Below are 22,912 nucleotides of genomic sequence, written 5' to 3' on the forward strand. Positions count from 1 at the left end.
CTTAACCTCGCGCCTCGACGCTTGCCGCCAGGATCGCCAGCACCAACTGCTGGAAGTCCAGGCCGGCCGCGCGTGCCGCCATCGGGACCAGGCTGTGATCAGTCATGCCTGGTGCGGTGTTGACCTCGAGCAGCCAGAAACGCCCCTGCTCGTCCTGCATCACGTCCAGGCGGCCCCAGCCGGCGATGCCGATGGCGTCGCAGGCACGGGCAGTCAGGTCGATCAGCTCTTGTTCCTTGGCCGCGTCCAGGCCGCACGGGATGCGGTACTGGGTATCGTTGGCAATGTACTTGGCGTCGTAGTCATAGAAGGTGTGCGGCGTGCCCAGGGCAATCGGCGGCAACACCTGGCCACGCAGGGTCGCGACGGTGAACTCCGGACCATGAATCCATTGTTCGACCAACACTTGCGAATCGTAGGTAGCGGCGTCCTTCCAGGCGGCGATCAATTCGTCGACACCCTGCACTTTCGCCATACCGATACTGGAACCTTCATGGGCCGGTTTGACGATCAAAGGGAAGCCCAGTTCCGCACCTGCAGAAATACAGTCGGCTTCGCTGCTCAGCACGGCGTGACGAGGGGTCGGAATCCCCAGGCTGTGCCAGACCTGCTTGGTCCGCAGCTTGTCCATGGCCAGTGCCGAAGCGAGGATGCCGCTGCCGGTATAAGGGATGCCCAGGCACTCCAGCAAGCCCTGCATGCTGCCGTCTTCACCGCCACGGCCGTGGAGGATGATGAAGGCGCGGTCGATCTTCTCGCTCAGCAGGCGCTGCAGCAGATCGTCACCGACATCGATGGCGACCACGTCGACACCGGCGCTGGTCAGCGCCTGGATGACTGCGGCGCCGGATTTCAGCGAAACCTCGCGCTCGGCGCTCTTGCCGCCGTACAGCACGGCAACGCGGCCGAAGGCTTTCGGGTCGATGGTCGAGTGCAAAGTGGCGTATGCGTTATCAGTCATTTCGACTTCCCCTGACTGGCAACAGCACCAGCGAACAACGGACTCTTGAGTAATTGCGGGGCCAGGCCACCGATGTCACCGGCACCCTGGCACAGCAGGATGTCGCCAGCGCGCAGCAGCGGCTTGACCAGCGGCGCCAGCTCGATGCCGCGCTCGATGTAGATCGGGTCGAGCTGGCCGCGCTGGCGGATGCTGTGGCACAGCTGACGGCTGTCGGCACCGGGGATCGGCTCTTCGCCGGCCGGATAGACTTCCATCAGCAACAGTACGTTGGCGTCGGCCAGGACCTGGACGAAATCGTCGTAGAGGTCGCGGGTGCGGCTGTAACGGTGCGGCTGGTAAACCATCACCAGGCGCCGCTCAGGCCAGCCACCGCGCACGGCCTTGATCACCGCCGCGACTTCGGTCGGGTGGTGGCCGTAGTCGTCGACCAGCATCACGCTGCCGCCCTCTACCGGCAGTTCGCCGTAGACCTGGAAGCGCCGCCCTACCCCCTGGAACCCCGAAAGGCCCTGGACAATGGCTTCATCGCTGATGCCCTCGTCGGTGGCAATGGCGATGGTCGCCAGGGCGTTGAGCACGTTGTGATTGCCCGGCATGTTGACCGACACGTCCAGCGGCTCGCGATCGCGGCGCAGCACGGTGAAGTGGGTCTGCATGCCCGACTGGCGGACACTGATCGCACGCACGTCGGCTTCTTCGCTGAAGCCATAGGTGACCGCCGGACGCTTGACCTGCGGGAGGATCTCGCGCACCACCGGATCGTCCAGGCACATCACCGCCAGCCCGTAGAACGGCAGGTTGTGGAGGAACTCGACGAAGGTTTTCTTCAGTTTGTTGAAGTCGCCTTCGTAGGTCGCCATATGGTCGGCGTCGATGTTGGTGACCACCGCCACCAGCGGCTGCAGGTGCAGGAAGCTGGCGTCGCTTTCATCGGCTTCGGCGATCAGGTAGCGGCTGGTGCCGAGCTGGGCATTGGTGCCGGCTGCATTGAGGCGGCCACCGATGACGAAGGTCGGGTCCAGGCCACCGGCGGCGAACACCGAGGCCAGCAGGCTGGTGGTGGTGGTCTTGCCATGGGTACCGGCAACGGCGATGCCGTGGCGGTAACGCATCAGCTCGGCGAGCATCTCGGCCCGCGGCACCACCGGAATGCGCCGCTCAAGGGCGGTGGCGACTTCCGGGTTGGCGGTGTTGATGGCGCTCGAGACCACCAGCACATCGGCGCTGGCGGCGTTCTCGGCACGGTGACCGATGAAGATCTGCGCACCGAAGGATTCCAGACGCTCGGTGACCGGCGAGGTCTTGAGGTCGGAGCCCGACACCTGGTAACCCAGGTTCAGCAGCACTTCGGCAATACCGCACATGCCCACGCCGCCGATACCGACGAAGTGGATGCGACGGATACGGCGCATTTCCGGTTGTGGCATGGCTTTTTGATTCTCAACCATGGGCCACCTCCAGACAGATATCGACCACGGTGCGGGTGGCAGCGGGCTTGGCCAGGCGCCGGGCAGTGGCGGCCATGGTGGTGAGTTTTTCCGGTTGCATCAGCACCTCGTTCAGGCGTTCAGCGAGTTGCGCTGCGCCAGTTGTCGCTTGTGGCATCAGGAAGGCAGCGCCTTCACGGGCCAGATAATGGGCGTTGTGGGTCTGGTGGTCGTCGATGGCATGGGGCAAGGGCACCAGCATCGAGGGTAAGCCGGCCGCAGCCAGCTCGCTGACAGTCAGCGCACCCGCGCGGCAGACCACCAGATCAGCCCAGCCATAGGCATGGGCCATGTCCTTGATGAACGGCTCTACCTGAGCCTCGACACCCGCCTGGCGATAACGCTCGGCGGTAATCTGGTCGTGCTGCTTGCCAGCCTGGTGGAACACCTCGGGACGAATCTCCTGAGGCACCTGGGCCAGGGCCTGGGGCAGCAGCTTGTTCAGCGGTTCGGCACCCAGGCTTCCGCCGAGTACCAGCAAGCGAGGCCTGCGCGCGCCCAGGGGCTCGCGCAGGGTTTCCATGAACAGTTCGCTGCGCACCGGGTTTCCGGTGGTGCGCAGTTTGTCCGACGCCGCGAAGGTGTCGGGGAAAGCTTCGCAGACTCGGCCAGCCAAGGGCACCAGCAGCCGATTGGCGGTACCGGCGCGGGCGTTCTGCTCGTGAATCACCACCGGCACGCCGCAGAGCTTGGCGGCTACGCCACCGGGGCCGGTCACGTAGCCACCGAAGCCGACCACGCACACCGGCTTGAGCTGACGAATGATCCGCCGCGCCTGCAGCACCGCCTTGACCAGGGTGAACGGCGCCTTGAGCAACGACAGCTTGCTCTTGCCGCGCAGGCCGGTGACCTGGATCAGGTGCAATTGCAGGCCTGCCTGGGGCACCAGCTCGTTCTCGATACCGCGAGGGGTGCCCAGCCAGTGCACGCTGAAGCCGCGCGCCTGGAACTCACGGGCGCAGGCCAGCGCCGGGAACACGTGGCCCCCGGTGCCGCCGGCCATGATCAATACGTTCTTGCCGTTAGCGGCCATGATTCGGCTCCTCGGCAAAATCGCTTTCATCGAATTCGTGTTCTTCACTGCCCAGGTGCGTGCGGCTCTCCCACTCGATCCGCAGCAGCAAGCCGACGCAGGCGCAGCAGATCACCAGCGAGCTACCGCCGTAACTGAGGAACGGCAGGGTCAGACCCTTGGTCGGCAGCAGGCCGACGTTCACGCCGATGTTGATCAGGAACTGACCAATCCACAGGAAGGCCAGGCCGAAAGCCATGTAGGCGGCAAAGAACTGCTTGGCTTTTTCAGCCCACAGGCCGATGTACAGCGCGCGCACAGTGACAAACACAAACAGCGCCACGGTGACCAGCGAGCCGACCACGCCCAGTTCTTCGGCAAGCACCGAGAAGACGAAGTCGGTGTGCGCTTCGGGCAGGTAGAACTGCTTCTGCACGCTGTTGCCCAGGCCGACACCCAGCCACTCGCCGCGACCGAAGGCGATCAGCGCCTGGGTCAGCTGGTAGCCGGAGCCGAACTGATCCGACCAGGGGTCGGTAAAGGTAATCAAACGTGCCATCCGGTAGGGCTGGGCCTGGACCAGGATGAACACCGCCGCCACCGCCAGCACCACCATCAAGCTGAAACGGAACAGACCGACGCCACCAAGGAACAGCATCGCTGCCGCCGCGCCCATCATGACCACCGTGGCACCGAAGTCCGGCTCCATCAGCAGCAGGCCGGCCATTGGCAACAGCACGATGAACGGCTTGAAGAAGCCCATCCAGCTTTCGCGCACTTCCTGCTGGCGACGCACCAGGTAACCGGCCAGGTAAATGACCACGAAGACCTTGGCGATTTCCGAGGGCTGGACGTTGAAGAAGCTGAAGCCGATCCAGCGCATCGAGCCGTTCACTTCGCGGCCGATGCCCGGCACCAGTACCAGCACCAGCAGGCCGAAGGCGCCGACCAGCATGGTGAAGCCCATCTTCTGCCAGGTGGCGATCGGCACCATCATGGTGACGATGCAGGCAAAGACGCCGATGGCCACGTACACCAGGTGGCGAAACATGTGATACAGCGGGTTGCCCGACTGCGCCGCGGCGACTTCCGAGGACGCCGAGGTGATCATCACCAGGCCGAGGCCGAGCAGCGCCAGGCAACCGGCGAGCATGGCGAAATCGAGGTCGATGCCGCGACCGCTGATCAGCGGCGATGGATAAGGCTTGATGATGCCGAAGATCATGCCAGCCCTCCTGCGGCCTGGGCGAACAGGCGCCCACGCTCTTCGAAGTTTTTGAACATGTCCAGGCTCGCGCAGGCCGGCGACAACAGCACGGCATCGCCAGGCTGGGCCAGTTCGGCGCATTGCTGCACGGCTTCATCGAGGGTGTTCACCCGGATCTGCGGCACGTCGTCGCCCAGGGCTTGCGCCAGGCGCTCGGCATCGCGGCCAAGCAGCACCACGGCGCGGCAGTTGGCTGCAACCGGTGCGCGCAGGGCGCTGAAGTCGGCACCTTTGCCATCGCCGCCGGCGACCAGCACCAGCTTGCCGTCGATATCGGCGCCCAGGCCTTCGATCGCCGCCAGGGCGGCACCGACGTTGGTCGCCTTGGAGTCGTCATACCAGTTCACGCCGTTACGCTCGCGGATCCACTGGCAACGGTGGGCAAGGCCTGCGAAGGTGCGCAGGCTGGAGAGCATGGCGTCCATCGGCAAACCGACCGCATGGCCCAGGGCCAGGGCCGCCAGGGCGTTGGACTGGTTGTGGGCGCCGCGAATCTTCAGCTCGCGCACCGGCATCAGATTCTGGAATTCGAACGCCAGGTACTTCTCGCCGCTCTCTTCGCGCAGACCGAAGGCTTTGAAGTCGGGGGCGTTCAGACCAAAGGTCCATACCGGTTGGCCTTCAGACAACAGAGGCCGGCTCAGGGCATCCTGGCGGTTGACCACCACCTGGCGCGCACCACGGAAGATCCGGTGCTTGGCCAGATGATAGGCCGGCAGGCCGCTGTAGCGGTCCATGTGGTCTTCGCTGACGTTGAGCACGGTGGCCACTTCGGCGTTGAGCTGGTCGGTGGTCTCCAACTGAAAGCTCGACAGCTCCATCACATACAGCTCGACGTCGTCGCTGAGCAAATCCAGCGCCGGGGTACCGAGGTTGCCGCCGACCGCCACACGTTTGCCTGCCGCGGCGGCCATTTCGCCAACCAGGGTGGTGACGGTGCTTTTGGCGTTGGAGCCGCTGATGGCAATGATCGGCGCCTTGGCGTTGCGGGCGAACAGTTCGATATCGCCCGACAGCTTCACGCCGCGGGCAGCGGCCTGTTGCAGGGCCGGGGTGGCAAGGGCCAGGCCGGGGCTGACATACAGCTCGTCGGCGCGGCAGAGAAACTCGACGTCCAGCTCGCCACAGCGCACTTCCACCTGCGGGAAATCACGGCGCAGGGTGTCCAGTTCCGGCGGGTTGTCACGGGTGTCGGCAACCGCAAAGGCAATGCCCCGGTTCGCCAGGAAGCGAACCAGGGACATGCCGCTCTTGCCGAGGCCGACAACGATGCGGAAGTGGTCAGAAGCGATCAAGGACACGCGTTTCTACCTCAGTTTCAGGGTGGCAAGGCCGATCAGCACCAGAATCACGGTGATGATCCAGAAGCGGACGATCACCCGAGGCTCGGGCCAACCCTTGAGTTCAAAGTGGTGGTGAATCGGCGCCATGCGGAACACGCGCTTGCCGGTCAACTTGAAGGAGGCCACCTGGATCACCACCGACAGGGTCTCCATGACGAACACACCGCCCATGATGAACAGGACGATTTCCTGGCGCACGATCACCGCGATCGTGCCCAGTGCGGCGCCCAGTGCCAGGGCACCGACGTCGCCCATGAACACCTGGGCCGGATAGGTGTTGAACCACAAAAAGCCCAGGCCGGCACCGATCAGCGCGCCACAGAACACGATCAGTTCGCCTGCGCCCGGTACATAAGGGATCAGCAGGTATTCAGCGAATTTCACGTTACCCGACAGGTAGCAGAAAATGCCCAGGGCGCCGCCGACCATGACTGTTGGCATGATCGCCAGGCCATCGAGGCCGTCGGTGAGGTTCACCGCGTTGCTCGAGCCAACGATGACGAAGTAGGTCAGGACGACGAAACCGATACCCAACGGGATGGTGACATCCTTGAGCATCGGCACGATCAGGGTGGTTTCGACGCTGGTCGGCGCGGTCATGTAAAGGAAGATCGCCGCGCCCAGGCCGAACACCGACTGCCAGAAATACTTCCAGCGACTCGGCAGGCCGCGCGAGTTCTTCTCGATCACCTTGCGGTAGTCATCGACCCAGCCGATAGCGCCGAACAGCAGGGTGACGATCAGCACCACCCAGACATAACGGTTGGTCAGGTCGGCCCACAGCAGGGTGCTGATGCCGATGGCCGACAGGATCAGTGCGCCACCCATGGTCGGGGTGCCGGATTTGGACAGGTGCGATTGCGGGCCGTCGTTACGAACGGCTTGACCGATCTGGCGAATCTGCAGGGTACGAATCATCCATGGGCCCAGCCACAGGGCCAGCGACAACGCGGTCAGTACACCCAGAATCCCGCGCAGGGACAGGTACTGAAAGACCGCGAAGCCTTTGTAGAACTGTTGCAGATACTCAGCCAGCAGCAGCAGCATTAATGTTTCTCCCCGCTGGAACCGCACAAAGCCGCCACGACGTTCTCCATCGCAGCGCTGCGCGAACCCTTGATCAAAATAGTGGTGTTGGTGGCCTGTTCGGCGGCGCGAACGGCGTCGATCAGGTCAGCTTGATTAGCGAAATGTCGGGCATTGGTGCCGAACGCAGCTACCGCGTGGGCCATGTTGGTGCCCACCGCATAGAGTGCCGAAACCTTGTCTTTGGCGTACTCGCCTACCTGCCGATGCCCTTCCTCAGCCCACTGGCCCAATTCGCCGATATCCCCGAGCACCAGGACGGTGCGGCCGGAAAAGCCGGCGAGTATATCAACGGCAGCGCACATCGAGGTGGGGTTTGCGTTGTAAGTGTCATCAATCACCCGCACACCGTTGGCCGTCATCTGCACCACAGTGCGGCCCTTGACCGGTTGCACGGCATTGAGGCCCTGGACGATACCGTCCAGGGTCAGACCAAAGGCATGCGCGGCAGCGGCGGCCGCCAGTGCGTTGGCCACGTTGTGGGTGCCCAGCAGGTTGAGCTGGACCCGCGCCACGCCCAGCGGGCTGTGCAGGTCGAACGACGGGCAACCGCGCGGGTCGTGGGCGATGTTGGCAGCGTGGAAATCGGCGTCGGCGTTGTTCAGGGCGAAGGTCAGCAGTGGGCGATTGCCGGCGCGCTTTTTCCAGATGGCGAAGGCCTTGTCATCAAGGTTCAATACGGCCACGCCATCCTGACCCAGACCTTCGAGGATCTCGCCCTTGGCTTCGACAATCTTCTCTGGCCCGCCGAACTCGCCGACATGAGCAGTTCCGGCATTGTTGATCAACGCGACCTGTGGCTTGGTCAGGCCGACGGTGTAGGCAATTTCGCCGATGCGCGAGGCGCCCAGCTCGATCACCGCCGCGGTGTGTTCCGGAGCCAGTTCGAGCAGGGTCAGCGGTGCGCCAAAATCGTTGTTGAGGTTGCCACGGGTGGCCAGCACCGGGCCACGGGTGCGCAGGATGCTGGCAAGCATCTCCTTGACCGTGGTCTTGCCGCTGGAGCCGGTAATGGCGGCGACCGGCTTGTCGAAAGCGGCGCGGTTCAACGCGCCGAGCTGGCCCAGGGCCAGGCGGGTATCGGCAACCACCAACTGCGCCAGGCTGCTGCCCGGCACTTCGCGCTGCACCAGGGCGGCGACCGCGCCTTTGCCAGCAACGTCGTTCAAGTAATCGTGGCCGTCAAAACGCGGCCCGGCCAGGGCAACGAAAAGCTGCCCGGTGGTGATGGCACGGCTGTCGATGCTGACGCCATTGAAGGTTGCATCCTGACCGTGCAGGCGGCCGTTGAGCGGCGCCGCCAGCTGGCTGAGGGACAATGGCTTAAGCATGGGCAGCCTCCCACACGGCCAGGGCCTTCTCGGCTTCAACCAGGTCGGAGAAGTCGTGGCGCTCGCCGTTGATTTCCTGATAATCCTCATGCCCCTTGCCGGCCAGGACGATGACATCGTCAACGCCGGCGCTGGCAATCAGCTGAGCGATGGCGGCACCGCGGCCGGCAACGAATTCGACCGCATCGGCCTGGGCAAAACCCGGGCGGATGTCGGCGAAGATCTGCTGCGGGTCTTCAGTGCGCGGGTTGTCGTCGGTAACCAGCACGCGGTCAGCCAGGCGCTCGGCAACTTCGGCCATCAGCGGCCGCTTGCCGCGATCGCGATCGCCGCCGCAACCGAACAAGCACAGCAACTGGCCCTTGGCGTGCGGGCGCAACGCTTGCAGCACCTGCTCCAGGGCATCGGGGGTATGCGCGTAATCGACCACCACCAGCGGCTTGCTGCCGCCGCCCAGGCGCTGCATGCGCCCGACCGGGCCTTCCAGCGCCGGGGTAACCTTGAGAATTTCGTCCAGCGGGAAATCCAGCGCCAGCAAGGTGCCGACCGCCGCGAGCATGTTGCTCAGGTTGAAGCGCCCGAGCAGGCGGCTGCGCAGCGCGTGCTCACCCTGGGCGGTGACGATCACGGCGCGCACGCCATCATCATCGAAATGCGCTTCGCGGCAGTACAGCGACGCGGCCGGATCCTTGAGGCTGTAGCTGATCAGGCGCGACTCGCCCTGCCCGGCTGCCAGGCGCCGGCCAAAATCGTCATCGAGGTTGACCACCCGGCAACGCAGGTTCGGCCAGGCGAACAGGCGCGCCTTGGCGTCTTCGTAAGCCTGCATGCTGCCGTGGTAGTCGAGGTGATCACGGGACAGGTTGGTCATCACCGCAATATCGAATGCCAGAGCCGCGACCCGGCCCTGGTCCAGGGCATGGGAAGAGACTTCCATGGCCACGGCCTTGGCCCCGGCCTTTTTCAGGTCACTCAGGGTTGCCTGCACGGCGATCGGGTCCGGCGTGGTCAGGCGACCGCTTTGCAGGGCGCCATAGAAACCGGTCCCGAGGGTGCCGATCAGGCCACAGTGCTGGCCGAGCTGGTCCAGCGCCTGGGCTACCAGCTGGGTGACGCTGGTCTTGCCGTTGGTGCCGGTGACGCCGACCAGGTCGAGCAGGCGGCTCGGCTCGCCGTAGAAACGCCCGGCGATGTCCGACAGTTGCGCGGCCAGGCCCTTGACCGGGATCAACGGCACCTCGGCGATCGGCAGCACGGTAGCGCCTTCGGCTTCATAGGCGACCGCCGCCGCACCGCGCTTGAGCGCGTCGGCAATGTGTTCACGGCCATCCATGCGCGTACCCGGCACCGCCAGGAACAGGTCGCCCGGGCGCACGTTGCGGCTGTCCAGGGTCAGTTCGCGGATCGACGGATCGCGGCTGGCCTGGGTAAAAAGCTTGCTCAATGGCATTGTCATCAACCGCGTCCTCCCTTGACCGGTGCAGCGTTGACTTGCTGCGTAGGTGTTGCCGGCGGCAGGTTGTCCGGCGGAATGTTCATCAGGCGCAGGGTGCCGGACATGACTTTGCTGAACACCGGCGCCGATACCAGGCCACCGAAGTAGCCGCCCTTGCTCGGCTCATCGATGACCACGACCACGGCATAGCGCGGGTCGCTCATCGGCCCGAAGCCGGCGAACAGCGAACGGTACGAATTCTCGGTGTAACCCTTGGAACCGATAGTGGCTTTACGCGCGGTGCCCGACTTGCCACCCACGTGGTAGAACGGCACCTGGGCGCGGAACACCCCGCGCGGCGCCTCGATAACCTGCTGGACCATGCCCTGGATGGTCTCGGCGACTTCCTTGGGCACGACCTGGGTAGACTCCGGCGCCTTGTCGACCTTGAGGATGCTCAGCGGCACCATCTTGCCGTCGTTGGCCAGCGCGGCGTAGGCATGCACCAGTTGCAGCGCGGTCACCGACAGGCCGTAGCCGTAGGACAGGGTCGCGGTCTCGGCCTTGCGCCACTCGCGGTGGTTGGGCAGGTTGCCGACGCGCTCGCCCGGGAAGCCCAGGCCGGTGTACTGGCCAAGCCCCAGCTGGGACATGACCCGGTAGATCGATTCGCCACCGATATCGAAGGCGATCTTGCTCATGCCGACGTTACTGGAGTTGATCAGGATGCCGGTCAGGTCAAGGATCGGCCCTTCGCTGCGCGATACGTCGCGAATGGTGTAGCGGCCCAGTTGCAGGGTGCCCGGGTAGACCTCGACCTTGTCGGTCGGCTTCCAGCGCCCGCTCTGCAGGGCCGCGCTCATGGACAGCGGCTTGACCGTCGAGCCTGGCTCGAATACGTCGATGATCGCCCGGTTACGCATGGCCGCCGGGAACATGCTGCGACGGTTGTTGGGGTTGTAGGTCGGCTGGTTGACCATGGCCAGCACTTCGCCGGTCTTGACGTCGAGGATCACCAGGCTGCCGGCCTTGGCTTCCTGTTCGGCAATGGCGTTGCGCAACTCGCGGGTGGCCAGGTATTGCAGGCGCAGGTCGATCGACAACGCCAAGGTCTTTCCGGCCTTGGCGTTTTTGGTTACCTGGATGTCCTTGATCAGCCGGCCGCGCCGGTCCTTGATCACCTGTCGCTTGCCGGGCACGCCGGCCAGCCATTCATCGTAGGCCAGCTCCACGCCTTCGCGGCCATGGTCGTCGAGGTCGGTAAAGCCGACCATGTGCGCGGCGACATCGCCGGCCGGGTAGAAACGACGGAATTCCTCGATGCCATAGACACCGGGGACTTTAAGATCGAGCACCACCTGGCCCTGCTCCGGGGTCAGGCCGCGGACCAGGTAGATGAACTCCTTGCTGGCCTGCTGTTCCAGGCGCGCTGCCAGTTGCTGCGGGTTCTGCTTGAGCGCGGCAGCCAGGGCCGGCCAGCGGTCCTTGGCAGCCTGCATTTCTTTCGGGTTGGCCCACAGGGTGGTCACCGGGGTACTGACGGCCAGCGGCTCGCCATTACGGTCGGTGATCAGCCCGCGGTGCGCAGGAATAGGAATATGTCGCAGGCTGCGGGCATCGCCCTGGCCCTTGAGGAAGTCACGGTCGACCACCTGCAGGTCGATGATGCGCCAGGCAATCGCGCCGACCATCAGTGCCAGCAGGGCGATGACCACGCGGAACCGCCATGGGTAGAGTGCGCCTTCAAGTTTCATCATGGCGCCACCATCCGTACTTCGTCAGCGGCCGGAATACGCATTTTCAGCTGTTCGCTGGCAAGGTTCTCGATACGGCTGTGGGCCGTCCAGGTGCTCTGCTCGAGAATCAGTCGGCCCCACTCGGCCTGGGCCTTGTCGCGCTCGCTGAGTTCGCCGTACAGGGTGTTGAGCAACTGACGGTTCCAGTGCGCGCTGTAGGACACCGCCACCGAAGAAACGAGCACGCCAATGAACAGCAGAAGCATCAGGAAGCTTCCGCCTGGCAAAGGCTTGGCGAACAAACGGCTCACCGCAGTTTCTCGGCGACGCGCATGACCGCGCTACGCGAACGTGGGTTGGCCTTGAGCTCGGCTTCGGAAGCGAACTGGGCCTTGCCGTGGACCTTGATCTTCGGCTCGAAGTGCTTGTGCTGGACCGGCAGGTTGCGCGGCAGGTTGTCGGCCTCACCCTTGACCAGCTTGCGCATGAACAGTTTGACGATGCGGTCTTCCAGCGAATGGAAGCTGATCACCACCAGGCGCCCGCCGACTTCCAGCGCTTCGAGCGCAGCCTCAAGGCCGGCCTCAAGGTCACCGAGTTCGTTGTTGACGTGGATGCGCAGGCCCTGGAAGGCACGGGTTGCCGGGTTCTTGCCCTTTTCCCAGGCCGGGTTGGCAACCTTGAGCACTTCGGCAAGGTCGGCGGTGCGGGTAAACGGAGTTTCTTCACGGCGCAGCACCACGGCACGGGCCATGCGCTTGGCAAAGCGCTCTTCGCCGTATTCCTTGAACACCCGGGCGATTTCTTCTTCCGGCGCAGTGGCGATGAACTCTGCAGCGCTGACGCCGCGAGTCGGGTCCATGCGCATGTCCAGCGGGCCGTCGTTGAGGAAGCTGAAGCCGCGCTCAGGGTCGTCCAGCTGTGGCGACGAGACGCCCAGGTCGAGCAGGATGCCGCTGACCTTGCCGGCCAGGCCGCGCTCGGCAACTTCGGCGCCCAGCTCGGCAAAACTGCGCTGCACAATGACAAAGCGGCCGTCTTCGGCCGCCAGCGCTTGCCCGGTGGCAATCGCTTGTGGGTCCTTGTCAAAACCCAGCAGCCGGCCCTGCGGCCCGAGCTTGCTGAGGACTAGCCGGCTATGCCCGCCGCGCCCGAAGGTGCCATCCAGATAGCAGCCATCGGCGCGTACGGCGAGAGCCTCGACGGCTTCGTCAAGCAGTACGGTGATGTGGTTAAAGCCGCTATCTATAGTCACAGGATCAAATCACGCAGTTCATCAGGCATGGCGCCCGGTTGTTGGATAGCTGCGAGGTCGGCTGCCGAAACCGCGTTCCAGGCATCCTCGTCCCACAGCTGAAATTTGTTCAGTTGCCCCACCAGCATTGCCTTCTTGTCGAGCTTGGCGTACTCGCGCAAACGCGGCGGCACCAGGAAACGCCCACTGCCATCAAGCTCAAGATCCACCGCATTGCCGATCAGCAAACGCTGCAGGCGGCGGTTCTCTTCACGCAATGACGGCAAGGCGCGCAACTTGGCTTCAATCAGCTCCCACTCATCGAGCGGGTACACACATAAACAGGGATCAACCGCATCGATGGTCACGATCAACTGCCCGGAACTACGCGAATCGAGCTCGTCACGGTACCGGCTCGGCATTGCGAGACGGCCCTTTGCGTCGAGGTTGATGGCGTTGGCTCCGCGGAACACGGCTGCGATTCCCCACAATGTTAGCGTTTTTGTGTCAGAAAACCCACTTCATGCCACTTTCTGCCACTTGCGCACACTATAGGAATCCGCCTACCACACCGTCAAGGCACGCTTATAAGGAAATCCCTTACAGATCGGAGATTTAGCGCGCACAGAGAAGATAGAAGGACAATTCGGAAGGGATTTTGACGAAAAAACTCAAACCCACTCAGACGGATAGAGAGCGAAGTTAAAGTAATTTATTAAGAGTAAGATTTTTTCGGTATTACCAGCACGCATCTGCTATCGATTCAAGCAGGAGGGGAAGAGGTGGAGAGTCGATCTGTAAGCCGGGTTCTGTCGAGGACAGTCATTCCTCTACGACGGCCATCACTGGACGCCTTTAGCAACCTACCCGGTTCCAACGCGGGCCGCGCCATATGGAACCCTATTTGGTCTTGCTCCGAGTGGGGTTTACCTAGCCATGAACTGTTGCCAGTCATGCGGTGCGCTCTTACCGCACCTTTTCACCCTTACCGGCACCGAAGTGCTTAGGCGGTTATTTTCTGTGGCACTTTCCGTAGGCTCGCGCCCCCCAGGCATTACCTGGCACTCTGCCCTATGGAGCCCGGACTTTCCTCCCCCCTCTATTGCGGAACAATAGAAGGCAGCGACTGTCCAATCGACTCTCCGCCGCAAAGGTTAACGGTAGCGGGCGCCAAGAACAAGCGATAAAACTGATAATAGCACTATAACATCAGTGGGCTTTCTGTTTTTCCAGTGCCGCCTGGTACAGCAGGTTCTTGCGCACCCCGGTGATTTCCGCCGCCAGCGCAGCGGCGCGCTTGAGCGGCATTTCCGCCAGCAGCAGGTCGAGAATACGCATTGCCTCGCTGCTGACCGCCTGCTCATCTTCCGGCGCGGTATAGCCCGCCACCAGCACCACACACTCGCCACGCTGCTGATTGCTGTCAGCCTCGACGAAGGCGCGCAGCTCGGCCAGCGGCAAACCCTTGAGGGTCTCGAAGGTTTTGGTCAGCTCGCGGGCCAGCAACGCCGGGCGCTCGCCACCGAATACCTCTTCCATGTCCTGCAAGCACTCGAGAATCCGGTGTGGTGCTTCGTAGAAGATCAACGTGCGCGGCTCTTCCTTTACCTGACTCAGGCGCGCGCGACGTCCTACAGCCTTGGCTGGCAGGAAGCCTTCGAAGATGAACCGGTCCGACGGCAGGCCAGCGGCCGACAGCGCCGCGATCAGCGCGCAGGCACCGGGCACCGGCACCACGGCGATGCCGGCGGCGCGGGCCTGGCGTACCAGGTGATAGCCAGGATCGGAAATCAGCGGCGTACCGGCGTCGGAAATCAGCGCGACATTGTCGCCCGCCAGCAAACGGGTGATAAAACGACTGCCCTCATCACGCTCGTTGTGCTCGTGGCAGGCCGCCAGCGGCGTGTTGATACCAAAGTGTTGCATCAGACGAATGGAGTGACGGGTGTCTTCGGCGGCGATCAGCGCCACATCACCGAGTATTTTCAGTGCCCGGGCACTCATGTCATCCAGGTTGCCGATCGGCGTGGCCACCACATAAAGCGTGCCCGAAGTGGATTGGGAAGCCCCTGGAACATCAGTCACTGCACACACCTGTCGTCATGATCAAAGCGCCATTGTAGCCCGAGAGTCGGCAACATTGGGCAATCAGGATTGCCGCAAAGCGGCGTTCCAGCACCTATATTGAAGGATTAACGCCAGCAAGATCGCGCCCCGGCCAGCGCTTGGGTACAATTGCCAGTTAATTTGATCGAGTAACAGGACCCTTACATGATCGCTTGCCTGCGGCTGTTCACAGCCCTTTGCCTCGCCGCCCTGCTGGCAGCCTGCGCCAGCTCGCCCTCGTCGAGCCTCGGCGAACTGCCGCGCACACCGGATGCCAGCATCGAGCAACTGCTTGAACAGGCCACCACCAGCAAGACGCCGGAGCAAGCTGCACTGTTGCGCCTGAGCGCCGCCGACCTGGCCTACAAGCAAAAGGACAATGCCCGCGCCGCGCGCATCCTCGAGCAGGTGCCGCTGGAGCAGCTCAAACCGGCCCAGCAGATCTTCGCCAGCACCCTGGCGGCAGAACTGGCCATGAGCCGCAACCAGCCGAAAATGGCCCTGACCGCCTTGAGCCACCCAAGCCTGGCGCGCCTCAACGAGCTGCCGGAAGATCAACAGATCCGTACCCGCAGCGTGCATGCCGCAGTGCTGGAAGCCAACGGCCAGCCACTGGCCGCCGCCCAGGAGCGCGCGCAATTGACGCCGCTGCTCAAGGGCGATGCTGCCAACGCCAACAACGACGCGATCTGGAACCTGGTAGCCGCCACCCCGCGCGATCAGCTCAATAACCTCAGCAGCGGCACCGACACCATGGCCGGCTGGGCCAGCCTGGCCCTGGCGGTAAAAGGCGCCGGCACCGTCGAGCAGCAACAAGCCGCCATCGACGCCTGGCGCGCCCAGCACGCCGATCACCCGGCCGCCGCCCAGCTGCCACCGTCGCTGATCAAGCTGATGGAGCTGACCAGCCAGCCGCTGACCAAAATCGCCCTGCTGCTGCCACAGGAAGGCCAGCTGGCCGGCGTTGCCCGCGCCCTGCGTGACGGTTTCATGGCCGCGCACTTCCAGGCCCAGCAAGCCGGCCAGAAGCCGCCGACCATCGAAGTCTTCGACAGCTCGCGACTGACCTCGCTGGACGACTTCTACCGCCAGGCCCAGGCCTCTGGCGTGCAACTGGTGGTTGGCCCGCTGGAAAAACCGCTGGTGAAAAAGCTCGCCGCCTACCCGCAATTGCCGATCACCACCCTCGCCCTGAACTACAGCGACGCCGGCCAGAAAGGCCCGGAGCAGCTGTATCAGTTCGGCCTCGCCGCCGAAGACGAAGCCCGTGAAGTGTCGCGCCGCGCCCGCGCCGACGGCATGGTGCGCGCCGTCGCCCTGGTGCCGAAAGGCGAATGGGGCGACCGCGTGCTCAAGGCCTTCCGCCAGGACTGGGAAGCCAACGGTGGCAGCCTGCTGGCTGCCCAGCACATCGACCAGCCGGTAGCCCTGGCCCAGCAGATCGCCGAGCTGTTCCAGCTGCGCCAGAGCGAAGGCCGCGCCAAGAGCCTGCAAAGCACCGTCGGTGGCGCCGTATCGGCCCAGCCGTCGCGCCGCCAGGACATCGACTTCATCTTCCTTGCCGCCACCCCGCAGCAAGGCCAGCAGATCAAGCCGACCCTGAACTTCCAGTACGCTGGCGACGTACCGGTGTATGCCACCTCGCACGTTTACAGCGCCAGCGGCGACGTCAACCAGTACCGCGACCTCACCGGCGTGCGCTTTTGCGATACTCCATGGCTGCTCGACAGCGGCAACCCGTTGCGCCAGCAGGTAGAACGTCAGTGGCCACAAGCGGCCGGCAGCCTCGGCCGCCTGTACGCCATGGGCATCGACGCCTTCAGCCTGGCACCACGCCTGGGCCAGCTGCGCGCACTGCCGGAAAACCGCATTGACGGCCTGTCCGGCAGCCTGAGCATGAACGAGAACCAGCGCATCGAGCGGCAACTGCCGTGGGCCGAGTTCACCGGCGGCCAAATCAAACGCCTGCCCGACACCCCACGCTGATGCCCGACAGTTCGCGCCAACAGGCCGGCCAGGCCGCCGAACGGCAAGCCCTTGAATACCTTCAAGGGCAAGGCCTGCGGCTGCTGGCGCAGAACTGGCGATGCAAACGCGGCGAGCTTGATCTGGTCATGCTCGACAGCGATACAGTAGTATTCGTCGAAGTCCGCTACCGGCTGCACGCGGATTTTGGCGGTGCGCTCGCCAGTATCGACGGGCGCAAGCAGGACAAACTGGTGCTAGCCGCCGAGTCTTTTCTGCAAAAGGAAACACGCTGGGCCAACCACCCCTGCCGTTTCGATGTCATCGCCTTGCAAGGCAGAGGCCATTCGGGCCCACCGCTGGACTGGCTGAAAAATGCCTTCGAGTGCTGAACCCGCCACTGCCCTGCGCCATTACCCCTACAACTTTTTTGCTCTTTGCTTCACGGGCTGCACAGTCATGTGCCGGGACCTTTTTTGTATACTCCCGACGCGCCCGGCCAGCCGCCCTACTTAAGGTCACACTGATGGACATGCAATCCCGAATTCGCCAGCTTTTTCAGGCCAGCATCAACACCAAGCAACAGGCGATGGAAGTCCTTGCACCACACATCGAGCAAGCCAGTCAGGTCATGGTCAATGCGCTGCTCAACGAGGGCAAGATGCTTGCCTGCGGCAACGGCGGCTCGGCCGGCGATGCCCAGCACTTTTCTTCCGAACTGCTCAACCGCTTCGAGCGTGAGCGCCCGAGCCTGCCGGCCATCGCCCTGACCACCGACAGCTCGACCATCACCTCGATCGCCAACGACTACAGCTACAACGAAATATTCTCCAAGCAGATCCGCGCCCTGGGCCAGCCCGGCGATGTGCTGCTGGCGATTTCGACCAGCGGTAACTCGGCGAACATTATTCAGGCGATCCAGGCCGCACATGATCGAGAAATGATTGTCGTAGCTCTGACCGGGCGCGATGGCGGCGGCATGGCCTCGCTGCTGCTGCCTGAAGACGTCGAGATTCGCGTACCGGCCAACGTCACCGCACGTATCCAGGAAGTCCACCTGCTGGCGATCCACTGCCTCTGCGACCTGATCGACAGCCAACTGTTCGGGAGTGAAGAATGACCCCTAACCGCCTCGGCCTGATGGCCCTGACCCTGTGCCTGAGCCTCACCGGTTGCAGCTCGGTGCTCACCGCCACCCGCGACAAGCCGATCGAGGACGACCGCGGCACCCGCACCTTCGGCAGCAAGATCGATGACTCGCTGATCGAAACCAAAGTCGCGGTGAACGTCGCCAAGGCCAGCCCTGACCTGGACAAGAACTCGCACATTGTCGTCAGCAGCTTCAACGGCATCGTCCTGCTCGCCGGGCAAACCCCGCGCGCCGACCTCAAGGGCCTGGCCGAACAGGCTGCCGGCCAGGTCCAGCGGGTGAAAAAGGTGCATAACGAGCTGCAGGTGCTGCCGCCCTCCTCGATCCTGGCGCGCAACAACGACGCCTGGCTGACCACCAAGATCAAGACCCAGATGCTCACCGACAGCAACATTCCCGGTTCGCGCATCAAGGTCATCACCGAAAACGGCATCGTCTACATGCTCGGCCTGCTGACCCAGCAGGAAGCCTCGCGCGCCACCAACCTGGTGCAGGGCGTGTCGGGCGTGCAGAAGATCGTCAAGCTGTTCGAATACATCGACTGATAAACCCATCGCGGGGCAAGCGCCCCGCGATCCAACCATCCTTAGGAAGTCCCCATGAAAAACGGCCTGCTGCCAACCTTGCTGATTGGCGCCTTCGCCACCCTGGCCGGCTGCTCCACCCCAACCCAGATCACCCTCAACGACGGCCGCGAATTCCAGGCAGTCGACGCGCCGCACTACGACCGCGCAGCCGGCTTCTACGAGTTCAAGCAGCTCGATGGCAAGGTGATCAAGGTCAACAAGGACCAGGTCCGCACCATCACCGACCTGTAATCCAGGCCGGCAGACACAAAAAAGGCGATCCATGCGGATCGCCTTTTTTGTTACTTGACCACCTTCAAGCTCGGACGCCCGCTTGGCCGCGGCGGCTGGCCGCCGGCAGGCGGACCGTCGTCATCCGGCTCGACGCTGTCGTCTTCTTCATCTTCATCATCGAGCAGCGGCGGCTCGAGTTCGAAGACCATACCCTGGCCGTTTTCCCGGGCATAAATACCGAGGATGGCACCGGCAGGCACGAACAGGGTGTGAGCAACGCCGCCAAAGCGGCCCTCGAAGCTCACAGCCTCGTTATCCATGTGCAGGTGACGTACGGCACTGGGTGAGATGTTGAGGACGATCTGGCCGTCACTGGCGAAGCTCTGGGGTACCTGGACGGCCGGGTATTCGGCGTTGACCAGCATATGCGGTGTGCAGTCGTTGTCCACGATCCACTCATAGAGTGCACGTACCAAATAGGGGCGACTGGAGTTCATCGACAGCTCCTTAAAACCTAGCGCATTTCACGTTCAGCAGCGGACAGGCTTGCCTGGAAGGCTTCGCGGGCAAACTGTCGCTCCATGTAGTCGAGCAACGGCTTGGCCGGCCGCGGCAGTTCGATACCCAACACCGGCAAACGCCAGAGTATGGGCAATAGACAACAATCGACCAGACTTTGCTCCTCACTCAAGAAACAAGGCTTGTCGGCAAACAACGGCGACACTCCGGTCAGGCTCTCGCGCAGCTCCTTGCGCGCCTGTACCCGTGCCGGCTCCTTGCTGCGCGGGTCGAGTATCAGGTCGACCAGCGCACACCAGTCGCGCTGGATACGGTGGATCAGCAGGCGACTGTTGGCCCGCGCCACCGGATACACCGGCAACAATGGCGGGTGCGGGTAACGTTCATCGAGGTATTCCATCACCACGGTCGACTCGTACAACGCCAGGTCGCGATCGACCAGGGTTGGCACGCTGCCATAGGGGTTCACTTCAACCAGCTTGGGCGGAAGGCGACCAGGATCGACGTTGATGATCTCGACACTGACACCCTTCTCGGCGAGAACGATGCGCACCCGATGAGAATAATGGTCAGCGGGGTCGGAGTAGCAGGCTAACCGGTTGGTCACGCCCATAGTGGTCCTCCTCGCGTATGAATTTATAAATGCTGCAAATGCAAACGCGCCCTGCGAGCGCCCCTGTGATTCCAGAGGCGCCCCAGGGCGCGTTCAACTACCAGAAACTACTGCGTGATCAGTGCACGTCCTTCCAGTATTCGCGCTTGAGCAGATAAGCGAATACGAAGAAGAAGGCCAGATACAGCAGCACATAGGTACCGATGCGCTGGCTTTCCAGTTTGACCGGGTTAGCCGAGTAGGCCAGGAAGGTCACCAGGTTCTTGACCTTCTCGTCGAACTGCTCTGGCGTCAGGGTACCGGATTTCGGCTCCACGGTCAGCTGGTCGCATGCTTCATGAGTCAAAGGCGAGCCGGTCAGCGGGTCGTATTGCTTCTTGCCATCGACCACGGTCTGCACTTGCTTGCAGCCAATCACCTGGTTGCCCTGCAGGCCAACCAGCACGTTAGGCATGCCGACGTTGGGGAAAACCTTGTTGTTCACCCCGTACGGACGCGACTTGTCCTCATAGAAACTACGCAGGTAGCTGTACAGCCAGTCGGTACCACGGACCCGGGCAACCAGGGTCAGGTCAGGCGGCGCAGCACCGAACCAGGTCTTGGCATCTTCAGGCTTCATGCCGATCTTCATGTGGTCGCCAATCTTGGCGCCGGTGAACACCAGCTTCTCGAGCATCAGCTCGTGAGGAATGCCCAGGTCGTCAGCCACGCGCTCGTAACGCTGGAACTTGGCGCTATGGCAACCCATGCAATAGTTGGCGAAGGTGCGTGCGCCGTCCTGCATGGCGGCCTTGTCGGTCAGGTCGATATCGACCTTGTCCAGCTCCAGGCCGTGTTCGGCGGCGAAGGTGAACGCGGGCATCACTGCCAGAATCAATACTGCAAATAGCTTTTTCATCAGCCAGTCACCCTTTCCGGAACCGGTTTGGTCTTCTCGAGCCGGGTGTAGAACGGCATCAGAAGGAAGTAGGCGAAATACAGGAAGGTGCATACCTGCGACAGCAGCGTACGGCCCGGGGTAGGGGCCAGAACGCCGAGCACACCGAGGATCACGAACGAGATGCAGAACACCAGCAGCCAGACCTTGCTCATCCAGCCCTTGTAGCGCATGGACTTGACCGGGCTGCGATCCAGCCACGGCAGGACGAACAGCACGGCGATCGCGGCGCCCATGGCAATTACACCGAGCAGCTTGTCCGGAACGGCGCGCAAGATCGCGTAGAACGGAGTGAAGTACCAGACCGGGGCAATGTGCTCAGGGGTCTTGAAGGCGTTGGCCTGTTCGAAGTTCGGTTTTTCCAGGAAGTAACCGCCCATTTCCGGGAAGAAAAACACGATGGCGCAGAACACGAAGAGGAACACGACGACGCCGACGATATCCTTCACGGTGTAGTAAGGGTGGAACGCGATACCGTCCAGCGGCACGCCGTTCTCATCCTTGTGCTTCTTGATGTCGACACCGTCCGGGTTGTTCGAACCGACTTCGTGCAGCGCCAGGATATGCAGCACCACCAGGCCGAGAATGACGATCGGCAGGGCCACCACGTGCAGGGCGAAGAAGCGGTTCAGGGTGATGCCGGAGATCAGGTAGTCACCGCGGATCCACTGGGTCAGGTCGTCGCCGATCACCGGAATGGCGCCGAACAGCGAGATGATCACCTGGGCACCCCAGTAGGACATCTGGCCCCATGGCAGCAGGTAGCCCATGAACGCTTCGGCCATCAGCGCCAGGTAGATCAGCATGCCGAACACCCAGACCAGTTCGCGAGGCTTCTGGTACGAGCCGTACAGCAGGCCGCGGAACATGTGCAGGTAGACGACGATGAAGAACGCCGAGGCGCCGGTGGAGTGCAGGTAGCGCAGGATCCAGCCGTATTCGACGTCACGCATGATGTATTCGACCGAGGCGAACGCCTCTTCGGCCGAAGGGGTGAAGCTCATGGTCAGCCACACGCCGGTGACGATCTGGTTGACCAGGACCAGCAGGGCCAGGGAGCCGAAGAAATAGAAGAAGTTGAAGTTCTTCGGTGCGTAATACTTGCTGAGATGGTCTTCCCACATCTTGGTCGCGGGGAAGCGGGCGTCAACCCAATCCATGAACTTACTCATCACGCGTTCTCCTGATCGACGCCGACGACAATGATGTCGTCCGACTCATAAGAGTGCGGCGGCACTGGCAGATTGAGCGGCGCCGGCTGGGATTTGTAGACGCGGCCAGCCAGGTCGTAGTGGGAGCCGTGGCACGGGCAGAAGTAGCCACCGACCCACTTCGGACCCAGGTCGACAGGTGCCACTTCCGGACGGAAGGTCGGCGAGCAGCCCAGGTGGGTGCACAGGCCGACCAGCACGAGGATTTCCGGCTTGATCGAGCGGTTCGACGGATCGACGTAAGTGGGTTGAACCGAAGCCTTGGACTCTGGGTCGGAGAGGTCGCCGGTGATCTTCTTGAGGTTACCGAGGATCTCCTCGGTACGACGGACGATGAACACCGGTTGGCCGCGCCACTCAGCAATCATCTGCTGACCAGGCTCTACCTTGGCGATATTGACCTTCACCGGTGCACCCGCGGCTTTCGCCTTGGCACTGGGGAACCATGACCCTACGAACGGGACCGCAGCCCCCACCGCTCCTGCAGCACCCACCACGGACGTGGCTGCTACGAGGAAGCGACGCCGGCCTGCATTGACGCCGTCATTGCTCATTCAGTCCTCTCCCATCAGCTTTATGGCCTGTTGCAACAGGCATCTACTAAGTAATTTCTGAACTGCTAAAAATTTGCCGCATGGTAATGAAAAGACCCTTCTCTGACAAGGTGATTAGCCTTGTGCCACCCCGCTATCCCTTGTAACTCTTGACTTGCGTCT

General features: G+C 62.9%; 23 protein-coding genes and 1 other RNA gene. 5 read left to right on the plus strand and 19 right to left on the minus strand.

What is annotated here, in order from left to right:
• Position 1: 1 nt before the first annotated feature.
• The 14 genes from LOY22_RS21865 to rsmI form a co-directional block, all read right to left on the minus strand.
• The gene (locus tag LOY22_RS21865; RefSeq protein ID WP_258594788.1) at positions 2-961 is read right to left on the minus strand and encodes a D-alanine--D-alanine ligase; all 960 of its coding nucleotides are present in this window, start codon (positions 959-961) and stop codon (positions 2-4) included.
• Complete coding sequence (gene murC / locus LOY22_RS21870; RefSeq protein ID WP_213603335.1) at positions 958-2,412, minus strand: UDP-N-acetylmuramate--L-alanine ligase; 1,455 nt, start codon at positions 2,410-2,412, stop codon at positions 958-960. Before murC ends, LOY22_RS21865 begins: the two co-directional genes overlap by 4 nt.
• Positions 2,405-3,484, minus strand: a complete 1,080-nt coding sequence (murG, locus tag LOY22_RS21875; RefSeq protein WP_093379822.1) for an undecaprenyldiphospho-muramoylpentapeptide beta-N-acetylglucosaminyltransferase — start codon at positions 3,482-3,484, stop codon at positions 2,405-2,407. Before murG ends, murC begins: the two co-directional genes overlap by 8 nt.
• The gene (gene ftsW / locus LOY22_RS21880) at positions 3,474-4,688 is read right to left on the minus strand and encodes a putative lipid II flippase FtsW (protein WP_045197333.1); all 1,215 of its coding nucleotides are present in this window, start codon (positions 4,686-4,688) and stop codon (positions 3,474-3,476) included. The genes murG and ftsW overlap by 11 nt, the downstream gene beginning before the upstream one ends.
• Positions 4,685-6,031: a UDP-N-acetylmuramoyl-L-alanine--D-glutamate ligase gene (gene murD, locus LOY22_RS21885; RefSeq protein WP_045197331.1), complete on the minus strand. Its 1,347-nt coding sequence runs from the start codon at positions 6,029-6,031 to the stop codon at positions 4,685-4,687. The genes ftsW and murD overlap by 4 nt, the downstream gene beginning before the upstream one ends.
• 6 nt (positions 6,032-6,037) lie before the next feature.
• The gene (mraY, locus tag LOY22_RS21890) at positions 6,038-7,120 is read right to left on the minus strand and encodes a phospho-N-acetylmuramoyl-pentapeptide-transferase (RefSeq protein ID WP_036996790.1); all 1,083 of its coding nucleotides are present in this window, start codon (positions 7,118-7,120) and stop codon (positions 6,038-6,040) included.
• Positions 7,120-8,490, minus strand: coding sequence for a UDP-N-acetylmuramoyl-tripeptide--D-alanyl-D-alanine ligase (gene murF / locus LOY22_RS21895; RefSeq protein ID WP_258594791.1), 1,371 nt, complete (start codon positions 8,488-8,490; stop codon positions 7,120-7,122). Before murF ends, mraY begins: the two co-directional genes overlap by 1 nt.
• Positions 8,483-9,946, minus strand: coding sequence for a UDP-N-acetylmuramoyl-L-alanyl-D-glutamate--2,6-diaminopimelate ligase (locus LOY22_RS21900; RefSeq protein WP_093379813.1), 1,464 nt, complete (start codon positions 9,944-9,946; stop codon positions 8,483-8,485). Before LOY22_RS21900 ends, murF begins: the two co-directional genes overlap by 8 nt.
• Positions 9,946-11,679 (minus strand): penicillin-binding protein 2, encoded by a 1,734-nt coding sequence (locus LOY22_RS21905; protein WP_176794319.1) that lies wholly within the window; start codon positions 11,677-11,679, stop codon positions 9,946-9,948. The genes LOY22_RS21900 and LOY22_RS21905 overlap by 1 nt, the downstream gene beginning before the upstream one ends.
• Complete coding sequence (gene ftsL, locus LOY22_RS21910; RefSeq protein ID WP_045197313.1) at positions 11,679-11,972, minus strand: cell division protein FtsL; 294 nt, start codon at positions 11,970-11,972, stop codon at positions 11,679-11,681. The genes LOY22_RS21905 and ftsL overlap by 1 nt, the downstream gene beginning before the upstream one ends.
• On the minus strand, positions 11,969-12,916 hold the full coding sequence (gene rsmH / locus LOY22_RS21915) for a 16S rRNA (cytosine(1402)-N(4))-methyltransferase RsmH (RefSeq protein ID WP_371128635.1): 948 nt from the start codon (positions 12,914-12,916) through the stop codon (positions 11,969-11,971). The genes ftsL and rsmH overlap by 4 nt, the downstream gene beginning before the upstream one ends.
• Positions 12,913-13,368: a division/cell wall cluster transcriptional repressor MraZ gene (mraZ, locus tag LOY22_RS21920; protein WP_010220775.1), complete on the minus strand. Its 456-nt coding sequence runs from the start codon at positions 13,366-13,368 to the stop codon at positions 12,913-12,915. The genes rsmH and mraZ overlap by 4 nt, the downstream gene beginning before the upstream one ends.
• 309 nt (positions 13,369-13,677) lie before the next feature.
• An RNA gene (gene rnpB, locus LOY22_RS21925) (RNase P RNA component class A) lies at positions 13,678-14,037 on the minus strand.
• 67 nt (positions 14,038-14,104) lie between these two features.
• Positions 14,105-14,980, minus strand: coding sequence for a 16S rRNA (cytidine(1402)-2'-O)-methyltransferase (gene rsmI / locus LOY22_RS21930; protein ID WP_045197308.1), 876 nt, complete (start codon positions 14,978-14,980; stop codon positions 14,105-14,107).
• Positions 14,981-15,166: 186 nt separating this feature from the next.
• Between rsmI and LOY22_RS21935 the strand changes: the two genes are divergently transcribed.
• The 5 genes from LOY22_RS21935 (at position 15,167) to LOY22_RS21955 (ending at position 18,934) form a co-directional block, all read left to right on the plus strand.
• Positions 15,167-16,987 carry a penicillin-binding protein activator gene (locus LOY22_RS21935; RefSeq protein WP_093379809.1) on the plus strand — a complete coding sequence of 607 codons (1,821 nt, stop codon included), beginning with the start codon at positions 15,167-15,169 and terminating at the stop codon, positions 16,985-16,987.
• Positions 16,987-17,358: a YraN family protein gene (locus tag LOY22_RS21940; protein WP_045197304.1), complete on the plus strand. Its 372-nt coding sequence runs from the start codon at positions 16,987-16,989 to the stop codon at positions 17,356-17,358. Before LOY22_RS21935 ends, LOY22_RS21940 begins: the two co-directional genes overlap by 1 nt.
• A gap of 134 nt (positions 17,359-17,492) precedes the next feature.
• The gene (locus LOY22_RS21945; protein WP_026001179.1) at positions 17,493-18,086 is read left to right on the plus strand and encodes a phosphoheptose isomerase; all 594 of its coding nucleotides are present in this window, start codon (positions 17,493-17,495) and stop codon (positions 18,084-18,086) included.
• The gene (locus LOY22_RS21950) at positions 18,083-18,661 is read left to right on the plus strand and encodes a BON domain-containing protein (RefSeq protein WP_045197297.1); all 579 of its coding nucleotides are present in this window, start codon (positions 18,083-18,085) and stop codon (positions 18,659-18,661) included. The genes LOY22_RS21945 and LOY22_RS21950 overlap by 4 nt, the downstream gene beginning before the upstream one ends.
• Positions 18,662-18,715: 54 nt before the next feature.
• A complete protein-coding gene (locus tag LOY22_RS21955) occupies positions 18,716-18,934 on the plus strand; it encodes a YgdI/YgdR family lipoprotein (RefSeq protein ID WP_045197295.1) in 219 nt (72 codons plus the stop codon).
• A 50-nt stretch (positions 18,935-18,984) separates the two neighbouring features.
• Here the strand turns inward: LOY22_RS21955 and LOY22_RS21960 are convergent, their stop codons facing one another.
• The 5 genes from LOY22_RS21960 to petA form a co-directional block, all read right to left on the minus strand.
• The gene (locus tag LOY22_RS21960) at positions 18,985-19,413 is read right to left on the minus strand and encodes a ClpXP protease specificity-enhancing factor (RefSeq protein ID WP_045197293.1); all 429 of its coding nucleotides are present in this window, start codon (positions 19,411-19,413) and stop codon (positions 18,985-18,987) included.
• Between the two features lie 17 nt (positions 19,414-19,430).
• Positions 19,431-20,048 (minus strand): glutathione S-transferase N-terminal domain-containing protein, encoded by a 618-nt coding sequence (locus LOY22_RS21965; RefSeq protein WP_010220766.1) that lies wholly within the window; start codon positions 20,046-20,048, stop codon positions 19,431-19,433.
• Positions 20,049-20,166: 118 nt separating this feature from the next.
• Positions 20,167-20,946 (minus strand): cytochrome c1, encoded by a 780-nt coding sequence (locus tag LOY22_RS21970; RefSeq protein ID WP_010220765.1) that lies wholly within the window; start codon positions 20,944-20,946, stop codon positions 20,167-20,169.
• Complete coding sequence (locus LOY22_RS21975; RefSeq protein WP_045197292.1) at positions 20,946-22,157, minus strand: cytochrome bc complex cytochrome b subunit; 1,212 nt, start codon at positions 22,155-22,157, stop codon at positions 20,946-20,948. The genes LOY22_RS21970 and LOY22_RS21975 overlap by 1 nt, the downstream gene beginning before the upstream one ends.
• A complete protein-coding gene (gene petA, locus LOY22_RS21980) occupies positions 22,157-22,750 on the minus strand; it encodes a ubiquinol-cytochrome c reductase iron-sulfur subunit (protein ID WP_010220763.1) in 594 nt (197 codons plus the stop codon). The genes LOY22_RS21975 and petA overlap by 1 nt, the downstream gene beginning before the upstream one ends.
• Positions 22,751-22,912: the final 162 nt, after the last annotated feature.

Origin of the sequence: Pseudomonas sp. B21-035, from assembly GCF_024748945.1 — a bacterium.
GTDB lineage: Bacteria > Pseudomonadota > Gammaproteobacteria > Pseudomonadales > Pseudomonadaceae > Aquipseudomonas.